General features: G+C 60.6%; 14 protein-coding genes. 6 read left to right on the forward strand and 8 right to left on the reverse strand.

What is annotated here, in order from left to right; genetic code table 11:
* Positions 1-924: 924 nt before the first annotated feature.
* Positions 925-1,218, forward strand: a complete 294-nt coding sequence (locus CYD26_RS12130) for a DUF3077 domain-containing protein (protein ID WP_065759759.1) — start codon at positions 925-927, stop codon at positions 1,216-1,218.
* A gap of 78 nt (positions 1,219-1,296) precedes the next feature.
* Here the strand turns inward: CYD26_RS12130 and CYD26_RS12135 are convergent, their stop codons facing one another.
* Positions 1,297-2,961: a bifunctional diguanylate cyclase/phosphodiesterase gene (locus tag CYD26_RS12135; RefSeq protein WP_102052708.1), complete on the reverse strand. Its 1,665-nt coding sequence runs from the start codon at positions 2,959-2,961 to the stop codon at positions 1,297-1,299.
* Positions 2,962-3,226: 265 nt separating this feature from the next.
* Here CYD26_RS12135 and rep point away from each other — a divergent pair, with 265 nt between their 5' ends.
* Complete coding sequence (rep, locus tag CYD26_RS12140) at positions 3,227-5,236, forward strand: DNA helicase Rep (RefSeq protein ID WP_065759761.1); 2,010 nt, start codon at positions 3,227-3,229, stop codon at positions 5,234-5,236.
* 63 nt (positions 5,237-5,299) lie between these two features.
* Positions 5,300-5,869: a xanthine phosphoribosyltransferase gene (xpt, locus tag CYD26_RS12145; RefSeq protein ID WP_065759762.1), complete on the forward strand. Its 570-nt coding sequence runs from the start codon at positions 5,300-5,302 to the stop codon at positions 5,867-5,869.
* An 80-nt stretch (positions 5,870-5,949) separates the two neighbouring features.
* Here the strand turns inward: xpt and CYD26_RS12150 are convergent, their stop codons facing one another.
* The 5 genes from CYD26_RS12150 to dadA form a co-directional block, all read right to left on the reverse strand.
* The gene (locus CYD26_RS12150; RefSeq protein WP_176717423.1) at positions 5,950-6,372 is read right to left on the reverse strand and encodes a cytochrome c5 family protein; all 423 of its coding nucleotides are present in this window, start codon (positions 6,370-6,372) and stop codon (positions 5,950-5,952) included.
* Positions 6,373-6,512: 140 nt separating this feature from the next.
* Complete coding sequence (locus CYD26_RS12155) at positions 6,513-7,061, reverse strand: cupin domain-containing protein (protein ID WP_065759764.1); 549 nt, start codon at positions 7,059-7,061, stop codon at positions 6,513-6,515.
* A gap of 107 nt (positions 7,062-7,168) precedes the next feature.
* Positions 7,169-8,242: an alanine racemase gene (alr, locus tag CYD26_RS12160; protein ID WP_102052709.1), complete on the reverse strand. Its 1,074-nt coding sequence runs from the start codon at positions 8,240-8,242 to the stop codon at positions 7,169-7,171.
* Positions 8,243-8,332: 90 nt separating this feature from the next.
* Positions 8,333-8,686, reverse strand: coding sequence for a RidA family protein (locus CYD26_RS12165; protein ID WP_065759766.1), 354 nt, complete (start codon positions 8,684-8,686; stop codon positions 8,333-8,335).
* Positions 8,658-9,959, reverse strand: coding sequence for a D-amino acid dehydrogenase (gene dadA, locus CYD26_RS12170; RefSeq protein ID WP_065759767.1), 1,302 nt, complete (start codon positions 9,957-9,959; stop codon positions 8,658-8,660). Before dadA ends, CYD26_RS12165 begins: the two co-directional genes overlap by 29 nt.
* A 156-nt stretch (positions 9,960-10,115) precedes the next feature.
* Here dadA and dadR point away from each other — a divergent pair, with 156 nt between their 5' ends.
* Complete coding sequence (gene dadR, locus CYD26_RS12175) at positions 10,116-10,604, forward strand: transcriptional regulator DadR (RefSeq protein ID WP_042121505.1); 489 nt, start codon at positions 10,116-10,118, stop codon at positions 10,602-10,604.
* Between the two features lie 3 nt (positions 10,605-10,607).
* Here dadR and CYD26_RS12180 read toward each other — a convergent pair whose 3' ends face one another.
* A complete protein-coding gene (locus CYD26_RS12180; RefSeq protein WP_065759768.1) occupies positions 10,608-10,961 on the reverse strand; it encodes a YkgJ family cysteine cluster protein in 354 nt (117 codons plus the stop codon).
* A 114-nt stretch (positions 10,962-11,075) separates the two neighbouring features.
* Here CYD26_RS12180 and CYD26_RS12185 point away from each other — a divergent pair, with 114 nt between their 5' ends.
* On the forward strand, positions 11,076-12,389 hold the full coding sequence (locus CYD26_RS12185) for an FAD-binding oxidoreductase (RefSeq protein WP_102052710.1): 1,314 nt from the start codon (positions 11,076-11,078) through the stop codon (positions 12,387-12,389).
* Here CYD26_RS12185 and CYD26_RS12190 read toward each other — a convergent pair.
* Positions 12,386-12,616: a DUF1127 domain-containing protein gene (locus CYD26_RS12190; protein ID WP_065759770.1), complete on the reverse strand. Its 231-nt coding sequence runs from the start codon at positions 12,614-12,616 to the stop codon at positions 12,386-12,388. The two genes, CYD26_RS12185 and CYD26_RS12190, sit on opposite strands and share 4 nt — an antisense overlap.
* A gap of 177 nt (positions 12,617-12,793) precedes the next feature.
* Between CYD26_RS12190 and CYD26_RS12195 the strand changes: the two genes are divergently transcribed.
* Complete coding sequence (locus tag CYD26_RS12195) at positions 12,794-14,218, forward strand: PLP-dependent aminotransferase family protein (protein WP_065759771.1); 1,425 nt, start codon at positions 12,794-12,796, stop codon at positions 14,216-14,218.
* The last annotated feature ends 11 nt before the right edge of the window (positions 14,219-14,229 follow it).

Genomic DNA, 14,229 nt, shown 5'->3' on the forward strand with positions numbered 1-14,229 from the left:
CGGCATGGGTATGGTTGGCTGAAGCTCGCATGCTGGCCCGTCGGCTTACTACTTGATTTTGTCTACACCCTCTTAGAAAAGCATGTAGTTAAGACTCAACCGATTAACCTCGACGCACGCAATGCACATCGCAGCCCAAGGCAATAACGAACCTTGTGCTCACGTGCACTTTTTAATCATAAAAACGCTGGCGATTATTGGGATGGGCCTGGGCAAAAGACGCCACCCTCCGGAACACGGTATCGAGACGGTGTCGACACTTCAGAAGATTGGGTAAACGGAGAAATGGGTTTGCTTTGTCAGTGACGTGACCTGTCGCAATTCCCGAAAAGTGTTGCGCAGTCAACGGCGACATCCGTGCCTCCAATTGAAACGTTCATCCTGTTTTAAACCCGTCGGGAGAACTCCAGCCTCTTCGACGGTTTCGCCTCTACTCCATGGCTGGATTGCCCATGCCACACGAGCGTAAAGTCAAAACGATATCAACGACGGTTATATATCTAGCAGATATCCAACCCAATGCAAATACCTCAAGGCCCCAACAGAAAGGGTATCGAGAGGTACGCGCCAAGTATGTTGGCTCACCGTCTTTTAATGACTCAAATGTTAGATTTTGATTCGAATAGGCAAAATGGCTGGCTGATCTTGCGTCCTAGGAAATACCCTACGCAGTCTGTCTATGCGTGATGACTTGTCCCCGGAAACCCGGCCCTCTAGGCTGGCTTCGTCGCTGAATGTACAGCGATCGGGTGTGGTAACCCGGGTACAACGTCATCAGTCTTCGGCCATTTATGGCGGCTGTGCGCGGGAGGCCTCACGGCCTGCCGGATGTTCCTGTGCCCCGGTTTACCACCCCGCGTACAGCTGCCACCCTCTCGTGTGGTAACGAGTGGACGCAGCTTCATCCTCACAGGAGAACTCGTCATGAAAAAGATCGTCCCCGATCCGCCCCTCGATCACACCTACGTTACCGCCCAAACGATTTTCGGCAGCTGCGCCGCTGGCCACGCCCCGCTTTTCTCCGTATGCCCCGGCATCGCTGCCCATGATGTACTGGTACACGTTTCGCTCTACCTGGGCTGCGCCTACGATACTGCCGACACGCTGTTGACCGAAACGAAGACGCCCAACAGGAACCTGCTGCGCTCGACACTGCACTCGGTTGAAATGGCCAAAGGGCTGGTGGACGCGCTGCTTGATGGTATTGAAGCGCGCTAGAGCGAGACCCCGGCACACCGCGCTGCAGACGCTTAACCAACACCCTCGCAGGCAAGCCTGCTCCCTTGAGGCCAGCGCCTACAGAGTCGCTTTCAGGGGAGCAGCGCCTTGCGTCAGGTAGGCCAGCAATTCGTCGATCGGGAGCGGACGACTGATCAGGTAGCCCTGCGCCTGGTCGCAGTCGAAGCTGCGCAGCAACGCCATCTGTTCTTCAGTCTCAACCCCTTCGGCCACCACTTCCAGCTTCAGGTTGTGCGCCAGGTTGATCATGGCGTGAACCAATTGGCGGTTTTCTTCGCGCTGCTCCATGCCACCGACAAAGCTGCGGTCCACCTTGAGCAAGGTAATCGGCAGGCTGTTGAGGTGCACGAACGACGAGAACCCGGTACCAAAGTCATCCAGGGAGAAACGCACGCCAAGCCGGCCCAGCGCATCCATGGTCTGTTTGACCAGATCGCTACGGCGCATCACGGCCGTCTCGGTCAACTCAAACTCCAGCCAACGCGCATCAACCTCATGCTGGATGATCAACCGGCTCAAGGTGGCCAGCAACTGGCTGTCCTGGAACTGGCGGAAAGACAGGTTAACCGCCATATGCAGAGGGGCCACCCCATGCTCACGCAGTGCCTGCATGTCGCGCAGGGCACGGGAGATCACCCAGTACCCCAACGGCACGATCAGCCCGCTCTGTTCGGCCAGCGGCACGAACTCGCTGGGTGGCAGCAGGCCTCGCTCGGCATGCCGCCAGCGTACCAACGCCTCAAGCCCGACGATCTGGCCACCCTTCAGGTCAAAACGAGGCTGGTAGTGCAACTCCAGTTCGTCACGGCGCAAGGCGCGGCGCAGTTCGGTTTCCAGGTCGGCCAGGCTGCGCGCATGGCGATTGATACGCTCGTTGAACACATGGAACGTACACCCCTGGGTGCCCTTGGCCTGTTGCATGGCGATATGGGCATGCCACATCAGTGGGTCTGCACCGCCCTCGGACCGGGCATGCGCGACGCCCAGGCTGCAGCCTAGCAAGAGGCTTTCACCGTCGATCCAGTAAGGCTCGGCCAACGCTTCGACGATACGTTCAGCCATCCATTCGGCACGTTGCGGCTCACGGCGGGTATCAATCAGCAGGGCAAATTCATCACTGCCCAGACGCGCCACCTGATCACCCGCTTCGAGCTGGCTTTTGAGCCGACCGACCACTTGCAGGATCAGGCGATCGCCCGCCTGATGGCCCAAGGCGTCGTTGGCGTGCCGAAAGTTGTCCAGGTCGAGGTGGCCAAGGGCGACACCGCGACCTTCGTTATCGGCCAGGCGTGCGGTGAGCAGGGTCTGGAAACCCTGACGATTGGCGATGCCGGTCAATGGGTCCTGCTCGGCCAGGCGCTGCAAGGTGGCCTCCAGTACGCCACGCTCACGCACATGGCGCAGGCAACGCCGCAGGGTATCGGTGCTCAGCGCTTCACGCACCAACCAGTCGCTGACACCCAGCGGGGGCTGCACAGGTTCTTCTTCCAACAGCAGCAGCATGGGCAGGTCGCAACGACCTGGCGCCGGTTGCAGCGCAGGAGTGGCCAGCACCAGCGCATTGCGGTCACTGACAAACAAGCTGTCGACCGACTCCCAGTTCGGCGCATTGATCAGCACGGCACTACCGGCCAGCGGCTGCAAGCAGTGTTGCAGCGCCGCGGCCCAGCTAGGCTCATCAGCCAGCAGGAGCAAACGCAAAGGTTCGACAGGCGTAGACAAGCTGGCTCCTTAGCACGTTGACGCAGTCTAAATGACGATGAGTAGCAGGGATGCCCTATCCTAAATCATTAGTAGTAATGATTTTCACTTAAACACATGCCATTCCTTTGCCGACATCCACATACGTTGCAGCGCATCCTGCGGGAAAGTAACAGAACCAGCAAATTTAGATCGCGTGCTACGTCACACTGTCAGACGGTCGCGGCACAATCTCGTCGCGCCTGCTAAAATGCCCGGCTATTTTCAGGCGACCCCAGGTTCCCCCATGTCCCGACTCAACCCCCGGCAACAAGAAGCCGTGAGCTACGTCGGCGGCCCACTTTTGGTGCTCGCCGGTGCCGGCTCCGGCAAAACCAGCGTGATCACCCGCAAGATCGCCCACCTGATCCAGAACTGCGGCATCCGTGCCCAGTACATCGTGGCCATGACCTTTACCAACAAGGCCGCGCGGGAGATGAAGGAACGGGTCGGTACCCTGCTTCGCGGCGGCGAAGGGCGCGGCCTGACCGTCTCGACCTTCCATAACCTGGGCCTGAACATTATCCGCAAGGAGCATCAGCGGCTGGGCTACAAGCCGGGTTTCTCGATCTTCGACGAAGCTGACGTCAAGGCCTTGATGACCGACATCATGCAGAAGGAGTACTCCGGGGACGACGGCGTCGACGAGATCAAGAACATGATCGGCGCCTGGAAGAACGACCTGGTGCTGCCTCCAGAAGCCCTGGAAAAAGCGCGCAACCCCAAGGAGCAGACCGCCGCCATCGTCTATGCGCATTACCAGCGTACGCTCAAGGCGTTCAACGCGGTGGACTTCGACGACCTCATCCTGCTGCCGGTGAAGCTGTTCCAGGAACACGCCGACATCCTGGAGAAATGGCAGAACCGCGTGCGCTACCTGCTGGTGGACGAATATCAGGACACCAACGCCAGCCAGTACCTGCTGGTGAAGATGCTGATCGGCACGCGCAACCAGTTCACCGTGGTCGGCGACGATGACCAGTCGATCTACGCCTGGCGCGGCGCGCGCCCGGAAAACCTGATGCTGCTCAAGGACGACTACCCCTCGCTGAAGGTGGTCATGCTCGAACAGAACTACCGTTCCACCAGCCGCATCCTGCGCTGCGCCAACGTACTGATCTCGAACAACCCGCATGCCTTCGAGAAACAACTGTGGAGCGAGATGGGCCACGGCGACGAGATACGTGTGATCCGCTGCCGTAACGAGGAGGCCGAAGCCGAGCGGGTGGCCATGGAAATCCTCAGCCTGCACCTGCGTACCGACCGCCCCTACAGCGACTTCGCCATCCTGTACCGGGGTAACTACCAGGCCAAGCTCATCGAGCTGAAGCTGCAGCACCACCAGATTCCGTACCGGCTCTCCGGCGGCAACAGCTTCTTTGGCCGTCAGGAGGTCAAGGACCTGATGGCCTACTTCCGTCTGCTGGTGAACCCGGACGACGACAACGCCTACCTGCGGGTGATCAACGTGCCGCGCCGGGAAATCGGCTCGACCACGCTGGAAAAGCTTGGCAACTACGCCACCGAGCGAAAGATCTCGATGTACGCCGCCAGTGAAGAGCTGGGCCTTGGCGAACACCTGGACAGCCGCTTTACTGACCGCCTGCAGCGCTTCAAACGCTGGATGGACGGCGTACGCCAGCAGGTCGCGCAGAACGATCCGATCGCGGCCCTGCGCAGCATGGTCATGGATATCGACTACGAGAACTGGATTCGCCAGAACAGTTCCAGCGACAAGGCGGCAGACTTTCGCATGGGCAACGTCTGGTTCCTGATCGAGGCCTTGAAGAACACCCTCGAGAAAGACGAAGACGGTGGCATGACCATCGAGGAAGCCATCGGCAAGCTGGTGCTGCGCGACATGCTCGAACGCCAGCAGGAAGAGGAAGAAGGCGCCGAGGGTGTGCAGATGATGACCCTGCATGCGTCCAAAGGGCTGGAGTTCCCCTACGTGTTCATCATGGGCATGGAGGAGGAAATTCTGCCGCACCGCTCCAGCATCGAAGCCGACACCATCGAAGAAGAACGCCGCCTGGCCTATGTCGGCATCACCCGGGCTCGCCAGACCCTCGCGTTCACCTTTGCGGCCAAGCGCAAGCAGTACGGCGAAATCATCGACTGCGCGCCAAGCCGTTTCCTCGACGAGCTGCCCGACGACGACCTCGTCTGGGAAGGCCTCGACGATGCCCCGACCGAGGTCAAGGCCGCACGTGGCAATAACGCATTGGCGGATATCCGCGCCATGCTCAAACGTTAGATAATCCACCTTTGCCCTGGCACGCTGCCGGGGCCTTTTTGTTACATCGAGGAATTTACCGCCGTGGAAGCACTGCACCAGAAGATTCGCGAAGAAGGCATTGTGCTTTCCGATCAGGTCCTGAAAGTCGATGCGTTTCTCAACCATCAGATCGACCCTGCGCTGATGCAACTGATCGGTGACGAGTTCGCCCGTCTGTTCGCCGACTCGGGCGTCACCAAGATCGTCACCATCGAAGCCTCGGGCATTGCCCCGGCGGTAATGACCGGCCTGAAGCTCGGCGTTCCGGTGATCTTCGCCCGCAAGCACCAGTCACTGACCCTGACTGAAAACCTGCTGACGGCCTCGGTGTACTCCTTCACCAAGCAGACCGAAAACACCGTGGCGATCAGCCCGCGTCACCTGAACAGCAGCGACCGCGTGCTGGTGATCGACGACTTCCTGGCCAACGGCAAAGCCTCCCAGGCCCTGATCTCGATCGTCAAGCAGGCCGGTGCCAGCGTGGCCGGCCTGGGTATCGTCATCGAGAAGTCGTTCCAGGGCGGCCGTGCCGAACTGGACAGCCAAGGCTACCGCGTCGAGTCGCTGGCACGGGTCAAGTCGCTGGAAGGCGGCGTCGTTACCTTCCTGTAAGCCCGCCTGCAGGGAATACAGCATCCCGCAGAAACGACAAAGCCCGCGCGCGGCGGGCTTTGTCGGGGGAAGCGTATGGCTTAAAGGCCAGACATCTTCTTGATGGCGCCTTTCAGGTCGTCATCCGAGCAATCGGCACAAGTGCCTTTTGGTGGCATCGCGTTGATACCGGTGATGGCCTTGGCCAGGATACCGTCCAAGCCACCCTGCTGGCTCGCACGCTCTTTCCAGGCAGCAGTGTCACCGATTTTCGGCGCGCCGAGCAGGCCGCTGCCATGACAGGCATTGCAGTGCTTGGCGATGATCTCGTCAGGCGTCTTGGAACCGCCGCCGCCAGCAGAGGCAGCCACTTCCATACCTTTACATTCCTGGCCTTGAACGCAGACCTGACCAACAGGCTCCAGTCGCTTGGCAATGTCGTCATTGGTCGCAGCTTGAGCGCTGACTGCCCAAAGGGCCAATACGGCAGCTGGTACGGCCAGCATTTTCTTGATTAGATTCACACGTACACCCTCATGGTGGCTAGTCACGCCCGCGGCCACGGTTTCGCAGGCGGTCGCAAGTATAACGAGAACCCTGCCGCACTGAAACAACCCTAAAGACCTAAGGGGATTAGACGCGACAATAAGCCGCGCCTGGCCTATCAGAAGTTGGCAGGGGTCGCCGCACTGATCAGCCGCGCCGGTTCATCGAATGGATTGCGGAAACGGTGCGGCTTGGTGCTTTCAAAATAGTAGCTGTCGCCGGCTTCAAGGATGAAGGTTTCCAGCCCCACGACCAGCTCAAGGCGACCTTCCAGCAAGATGCCGGTTTCTTCACCATCGTGCGTGAGCATCTCTTCGCCGGTATCTGCACCAGGCGGATAGACCTCATTGAGGAAGGCAATGGCCCGGCTAGGGTGCGACTTGCCGACCAGCTTCATGGTCACCGCACCATCGGAAATGTCGATGAGCTCGTTGGCCTTGTAGACGATCTGAGTGGGGTTTTCCGGCTGCAGTTCTTCAGAGAAGAACTCGACCATGGACATGGGGATACCCCCCAGCACCTTGCGCAGCGAGCTGATTGAGGGGCTCACGCTGTTTTTCTCGATCATCGAGATCGTGCTGTTGGTGACACCCGCGCGTTTGGCGAGTTCACGCTGAGACAGGCCCTTGAGCTTGCGTATGGCCTGCAGTCGTTCACCGACGTCCAAGGCTTAAGCCCTCCTAAACGAACAAATGGGGTCGAAATTGAACGTTATCATCGCACAGCGTTCAGTATTTACAACACTTCGACCCACTGCCAGTCCGTCCAGTTGCCTCAATCGCCAGAATAGACCAGCGGTACGCGGCGCAGGTTGCAGAAGATCTGGTAGGGAATGGTCCCGGCCTGAATCGCCACGTCGCTGGCCAGTACGTTCTTGCCCCACAGCTCGACCGGGCTGCCGAGGCCGGCTTCAGGTACATCGGTCAGATCAATGCAAAGCATGTCCATGGACACACGACCAATCAGTTGGCTGCGCTTGCCTGCCACCATCACCGGGGTACCGGTCGGGGCAAGACGCGGGTAGCCGTCGGCATACCCCATAGCAACCACACCGACACGGGTTGGCCGCTGGCTGATGAACCGGGCGCCATAGCCCACCGGCTCACCGGCCGGCAGTTCACGTACGCTGATGACTTTCGATTCCAGTGTCATCACCGGCTGCAGGCGCTGAGCCTGGGCTTGCTGCACCTCGAACGGCGTCGAACCATAGAGCATGATGCCTGGGCGCACCCAGTCGCTGGGGATCTGTGGCCAGCCGAGCACCGCCGGCGAGTTGCGCAAGCTGATCTCGGCGTTCAGGCCTTGGCGAGCAGCCTGGAACACCGCGACCTGGTCGTTGCTGGCGCTGCAGTCGAGTTCGTCGGCACGGGCGAAGTGGCTCATCAGGACAATGCGCGCCACCTTGCCGGTTGCCTGCAGACGCTGATAGGCCGACTGATAATCCTTCGGGTGCAAACCGACGCGGTGCATACCCGAGTCGAGCTTGAGCCAGACGGTAATCGGCTTGCTCAGGTTGGCCTTTTCGATGGCTTCCAGTTGCCACAGCGCATGCACCACGCACCAGAGGTCGTGCTGGACGATCAGCTCCAGTTCGCTGGCCTCGAAGAAACCTTCAAGCAGCAGGACAGGGCCATGAATACCGGCCGCACGCAGCGCTAGCGCCTCTTCGATACAAGCCACGGCAAAACCATCGGCTTCGGCCTGCAGCGCCTGGGCGCAGCGTACTGCACCATGGCCGTAGGCATCGGCCTTGATCACCGCCAGGGCCTTGGCCCCGGAGAGTTCGCGGGCGAGTTGATAGTTGTGACGCAGCGCTTGAAGATCGATCAGGGCACGGGCAGGACGCATGACGGCAGCCTTCTGGCAGTCTGGTTAGAAGTAAAAAACCCGGTGCTCGCACGTAGCGCAATGCCACAACGGCACCGGGTGAGGGATGGGTTACGGCAGTGCGGCGACTACCGATAGCTCGACGAGAATTTCAGGCTCGCACAGCTTGGCTTCGACCGTGGCACGGGCCGGGGCAACACCTTTTGGCAGCCACGTGTCCCATACCTGATTCATGCCCTGGAAGTGAGCATCGATGTCTTTCAGGTAGATGGTCACCGACAGCAGACGCGTTTTGTCGGTACCCGCCAGGTCCAGCAGACGCTCGATGTTGGCCAAGGCCTCGCGGGTTTGTTGCTCGATACCCGCGTTCATGTCGTCACCCACCTGGCCCGCCAGGTAGACGGTGCCATTGTGGGTAACGATCTGGCTCATGCGCTCATTGGTGAGCAGGCGCTGGACTGCCATGCTTTGCAATCTCCTGGTTGTTGCCGTAACGAGAAATATCGAGGCCTTCAGCACTGATTTGCGGCTTTTTGCGGGCCATCAGGTCTGCAAGCAGGCGACCGGAACCGCACGCCATGGTCCAACCGAGGGTGCCGTGGCCTGTGTTGAGGAACAGGTTACGGAACGGGGTCGCACCGACGATCGGCGTACCGTCCGGGGTGGTCGGACGCAAGCCGGTCCAGAAACTGGCCTGGCTCAGATCACCGCCGCGAGGATAAAGATCGTTGACGATCATCTCCAGTGTTTCACGCCGACGCGGGTTGAGCGACAGGTCAAAACCGGCGATTTCAGCCATACCACCAACGCGGATGCGGTTGTCGAAACGAGTAATCGCGACTTTGTAGGTTTCGTCGAGAATGGTCGACGTCGGCGCCATGGCCGGGTCGGTGATCGGTACGGTCAACGAATAGCCTTTGAGCGGGTAGACCGGGGCCTTGATGCCCAGCGGCTTGAGCAATTGCGGCGAGTAGCTGCCCAGCGCCAGTACGTAGCGGTCGGCGGTTTCCAGCTTGCCGTCGATCCACACGCCGTTAACACGGTCACCGGCATAGTCCAGACGCTCGATGTTCTGCCCGAAACGGAACTCGACACCCAGGTTGACGGCCATTTCCGCCAGGCGGGTGGTGAACAGTTGGCAGTCACCGGTCTGGTCATTAGGCAGACGCAGGGCGCCCGCGAGAATATTGGTGACGCCAGCCAGGGCCGGCTCAACGCGGGCGATGCCCTCACGGTCGAGCAGCTCGTAAGGCACGCCGGACTGCTCAAGCACAGCGATGTCCTTGGCGGCGTTGTCCAGTTGTGCCTGGGTACGGAACAATTGGGTGGTGCCCAGGGTGCGACCTTCATAGGCAATGCCCGTTTCGGCGCGCAGCTCGTCGAGGCAGTCACGGCTGTACTCGGACAGGCGGACCATGCGCTCCTTGTTCACGGCATAGCGGCTGGCCGTGCAGTTGCGCAGCATCTGTGCCATCCACAGGTACTGGTCAATGTCTGCCGTGGCCTTGATCGCCAGCGGCGCATGGCGCTCCAGCAACCATTTGATAGCCTTGAGTGGAACACCCGGTGCAGCCCACGGCGAGGCGTAACCTGGCGAGACCTGCCCGGCGTTGGCAAAACTGGTTTCCATGGCCACCGCCGGCTGACGATCGACCACGACCACTTCGAAACCTTGCCGGGCCAGATAGTAGGCACTGGCGGTTCCGATTACACCGCTACCAAGTACCAGAACTCGCATGTTTGTATCCCTCGACGCGGCGCACCGCAGACATTTGTTGTTAATGGCGTAGATGGGCGCAGTATAGGAAGGTATGGGCAGTGCTTTTCACTATATAAAAGCCTATATTTGGCGAGAATTCTCGGCAGAGTCAGCTTTTACGGAGGGGCATCCCCTATGAGAACCCAGCATCAAAGTAAACGTGAACTGGACAAGATCGACCGCAATATCCTGCGCATCCTGCAAACGGACGGGCGCATTTCCTTCACCGAGCTGGGCGAAAAGGTCGGCCTGTCGACTACGCCGTGCACCGAGCGGGTTCGACGCCTGGAACGTGAAGGGATCATCATGGGCTACAACGCCCGGCTGAACCCGCAACACCTGAAGGGCAGCCTGCTGGTGTTCGTTGAAATCAGCCTGGACTACAAGTCTGGCGATACCTTCGAGGAATTCCGACGTGCGGTGCTCAAACTACCCCACGTATTGGAGTGCCACCTGGTGTCCGGTGATTTCGACTACCTGGTGAAAGCGCGGATTTCGGAGATGGCCTCCTACCGCAAGCTGCTGGGCGACATCCTGCTGAAACTGCCGCATGTGCGTGAGTCGAAGAGCTACATCGTCATGGAAGAAGTGAAGGAAAGCCTGAACCTGCCGATTCCGGACTGAGGCTCAGACCAACACCTGACGGGTGGTGGCGATGTAGTGGTGGATCAGTTGCTCGGCCCCGGGATCAATCGGTTCCTCGGGGCCGCGGCCTCGCGGGCAAGGCAAGCGTGGCGTGGTACCGAACAAGCGACAGATCAACGGCCGCTCTTCATACACCGTGCAACCGTTCGGCCCCAGGTGTACGCAGTTGAGTTCGGCCAGCGCAGCGTCCTGCTCTGCTTCAGTCTTGCGCGGCAGCCGGGCCATTTCTTCCGTCGACGTAGTGACAGGCCCGCAGCAGTCATGGCAACCCGGCACGCACTCAAACGACGGGATCTGCTCACGCAGGAAGCGGATCTTGTGGCTGTTGCAACTCATGGCGGCCTGCGCAATATCGGTGTGAACGTCGATTTTGCCTGACGGTTGCCTCTGCGCGAAAGCGCGGCTTATGCTCCGTCAAGTTTTCCAAACATAACAATCAGGATAACGCACATGAACGTCCGCGTTCAGCAGCCCGCTTCCAGCGCCCTGCATACCGCCTCCTACTACGCGGCCAGCAGTGCCGCACAGCCGGACTATCCAGCGCTGCAGGGCGAGACGAGCTGCGATGTCTGCGTGGTCGGTGGTGGCTTTTCAGGCCTCAACACCGCCATTGAGCTGGCTGAACGTGGCATGCGTGTTGTCGTGCTGGAAGCGCACAAGATCGGCTGGGGCGCCAGTGGGCGTAATGGCGGGCAATTGATTCGTGGTGTCGGCCACGGCCTGGACCAGTTCGCCCCGATAATTGGCAGCGACGGCGTACGCCAGCTCAAGCTGATGGGCCTGGAGGCTGTGGATATCGTCCGCCAGCGCATCGAGCAACATGCCATCGACTGCGACCTGACCTGGGGCTACTGCGACCTGGCCAACAAACCCAGCGACCTGGAGGGTTTCGCCGCCGATGCCGAGGAACTGCGCGCGCTCGGTTACCGCCATGAACTGCGCCTGCTGCAACCTGAAGAGATGCATCGCGTGGTCGGCTCCGACCGCTATGTCGGCGGCCTGATCGACAGGGGGTCGGGCCACCTGCACCCACTGAACCTGGCGCTGGGCGAAGCCCGCGTTGCCGAAAGCCTGGGCGTGCGCCTGTTCGAGCAATCGACCGTAACCCGCATCGACTACGGCAGCCAGGTTCGCGTGCATACCGGACAAGGCTCGGTCCGCGCCAGCACCCTGGTGCTGGGCTGCAATGCCTACCTCAATGGCCTGAACGCCGAACTGAGCGGCAAGGTGCTGCCGGCCGGCAGCTACATCATCGCCACCGAGCCGCTGAGCGAGGCCATGGCCCGGCAGTTGCTGCCGCAAAACATGGCGGTCTGCGACCAGCGTGTTGCGCTGGACTACTACCGCTTGTCTGCCGATCGCCGCCTGCTGTTCGGGGGGGCCTGTCACTACTCCGGGCGCGATCCCAAGGACATCGCCGCCTACATGCGGCCCAAGATGCTCAAGGTCTTCCCGCAACTGGCCAACGTGCGCATCGACTACCAGTGGGGCGGCATGATCGGCATCGGTGCCAACCGCCTACCGCAGATCGGGCGCCTGCACGATCAACCCAACGTGTATTACGCGCAGGCCTATTCCGGCCATGGCCTCAACGCCACACACCTGGCCGGCAAGCTCCTTGCCGAAGCCATCAGCGGCCAGCACAGCGGCCGCTTCGACCTGTTTGCCCAAGTGCCACACATCACCTTCCCCGGCGGTAAACACCTGCGCTCGCCACTGCTGGCCCTGGGCATGCTCTGGCACCGCTTCAAAGAGCTGATCTAAGGACGCCAGAAGGGTTTCAACCCCTCATGCAGGGCCTGCTCGCGGGTCAGGCCAACGTCGCGCAATTGCTCAGCGTCCAGCGTCAGCAGTTCGCGGCGGGAGTGCCAGCGGTGCACCATCAGCGCCCATCGACCCATGCCACACGCCACACCAGACACGTCTGGGGTTTGTTGCGCCTGCAACTCACCGCTGTAGATCTTCAGCCGCACATCGCTTAATCCGTTCATCACGCCTGCCTCCTGAGTAGTTCCGAGCGTGGAGCCATGATGCGCGTCAGGTAACAAGCATTACAGATTCAAAATTCACCTATTACGCCCATACAGAATTGGCAAAACGGCGACTGAATGCTGTATTTTTGCCTAATCTGTATGGAACCATCGCGAACAATCGCCAAGGAAAGAGCCATGACGCTTTACGTCAACCTCGCCGAGCTGCTCGGCGCACGTATCGAACAAGGGTTCTACCGGCCAGGCGATCGTCTGCCCTCTGTACGGGCCTTGAGTGTCGAGCACGGTGTCAGCCTCAGTACGGTCCAGCAGGCGTATCGGGTGCTGGAAGACCATGGTCTGGCGGCACCGCGGCCCAAGTCGGGCTATTTCGTGCCCAGCACCCGATCCCTCCCCGCCCTGCCCGCGATCAGCCGCCCCGCACAACGCCCGGTGGATATCTCCCAGTGGGATCAGGTCGTCGAACTGATGCGCAGCGTGCCGCGCAAGGACGTGGTGCAACTGGGCCGGGGCATGCCCGATGTCGACAGCCCGACCCTCAAGCCCTTGCTGCGCAGCCTCGCCCAACTCAGCCGACGCCAGGACATGCCCGGCCTGTATTACGACACCATCTACGGCACCCAGCCCCTGCGCGAGCAGATCGCCCGGTTGATGCTCGACTCCGGCTGCCACCTCAGTGCGGCCGACCTGGTGGTCACTACGGGTTGCCATGAGGCGTTGTCTGCCAGCATTCGCGCGGTCTGCGAGCCGGGCGACATTGTCGCGGTCGACTCACCCAGCTTTCACGGCGCCATGCAGACCCTCAAGGGCCTGGGCATGAAAGCCCTGGAAATCCCCACCGACCCGCTCACCGGGATCAGCCTCGAAGCACTGGAACTGGCGCTGGAGCAATGGCCGATCAAGCTGATTCAGCTCACGCCAAGCTGCAACAACCCGCTGGGCTACAGCATGCCCGAAGCCCGCAAGCGGGCCTTGTTGACCCTGGCGCAACGCTTCGACGTGGCGATTCTCGAAGACGACGTGTACGGCGACCTGGCCTACACCTACCCGCGCCCACGCACCATCAAGTCCTTCGACGACGACGGACGCGTGCTGCTGTGCAGTTCGTTCTCGAAAACCCTCGCCCCAGGCCTGCGGATCGGCTGGGTGGCGCCCGGGCGTTATCTGGAGCGGGTGCTGCACATGAAGTACATCAGCACCGGCTGCACCGCCACACAACCGCAATTGGCGATTGCCGACTTCATCGAGGGTGGCCACTATCAGCCACACCTGCGCCGGATGCGCAGCCAGTACCAGCGCAGCCGTGACCTGATGATCGACTGGGTGACACGCTACTTCCCGGCAGGTACCCGGGCCAGCCGACCACAGGGCGGCTTCATGCTCTGGGTCGAATTACCGGAAAGTTTCGATACGCTGCGGCTGAATCGGGCTTTACTGGAGCAGGGCGTACAAATTGCCGTGGGCTGTATTTTTTCGGCCTCAGGCAAGTACCGAAACTGCCTGCGCATGAATTTCGCGGCCCGCCCCAGCGCCGAGATCGAAGCGGCGGTACGCAAAGTGGGTGAAACCGCCATTCGTCTACTGGCCGAGGATATAGGCTGAGGGTAACGTTG

This window comes from Pseudomonas sp. FFUP_PS_473, from assembly GCF_002858665.1.
GTDB lineage: Bacteria > Pseudomonadota > Gammaproteobacteria > Pseudomonadales > Pseudomonadaceae > Aquipseudomonas > Aquipseudomonas defluvii.

Excerpts from the sequence above, each read along its gene's own strand:
- CYD26_RS12130 (WP_065759759.1), top strand. The coding sequence starts at position 925 with ATGAAAAAGATCGTCCCCGATCCGCCCCTCGATCACACCTACGTTACC.
- CYD26_RS12190 (WP_065759770.1), bottom strand. The coding sequence starts at position 12,616 with ATGAACGGATTAAGCGATGTGCGGCTGAAGATCTACAGCGGTGAGTTG.
- dadR (WP_042121505.1), top strand. The coding sequence starts at position 10,116 with ATGAGAACCCAGCATCAAAGTAAACGTGAACTGGACAAGATCGACCGC.
- CYD26_RS12165 (WP_065759766.1), bottom strand. The coding sequence starts at position 8,686 with ATGGCAGTCCAGCGCCTGCTCACCAATGAGCGCATGAGCCAGATCGTT.
- rep (WP_065759761.1), top strand. The coding sequence starts at position 3,227 with ATGTCCCGACTCAACCCCCGGCAACAAGAAGCCGTGAGCTACGTCGGC.
- CYD26_RS12180 (WP_065759768.1), bottom strand. The coding sequence starts at position 10,961 with ATGAGTTGCAACAGCCACAAGATCCGCTTCCTGCGTGAGCAGATCCCG.
- CYD26_RS12195 (WP_065759771.1), top strand. The coding sequence starts at position 12,794 with ATGACGCTTTACGTCAACCTCGCCGAGCTGCTCGGCGCACGTATCGAA.
- alr (WP_102052709.1), bottom strand. The coding sequence starts at position 8,242 with ATGCGTCCTGCCCGTGCCCTGATCGATCTTCAAGCGCTGCGTCACAAC.
- dadA (WP_065759767.1), bottom strand. The coding sequence starts at position 9,959 with ATGCGAGTTCTGGTACTTGGTAGCGGTGTAATCGGAACCGCCAGTGCC.
- CYD26_RS12185 (WP_102052710.1), top strand. The coding sequence starts at position 11,076 with ATGAACGTCCGCGTTCAGCAGCCCGCTTCCAGCGCCCTGCATACCGCC.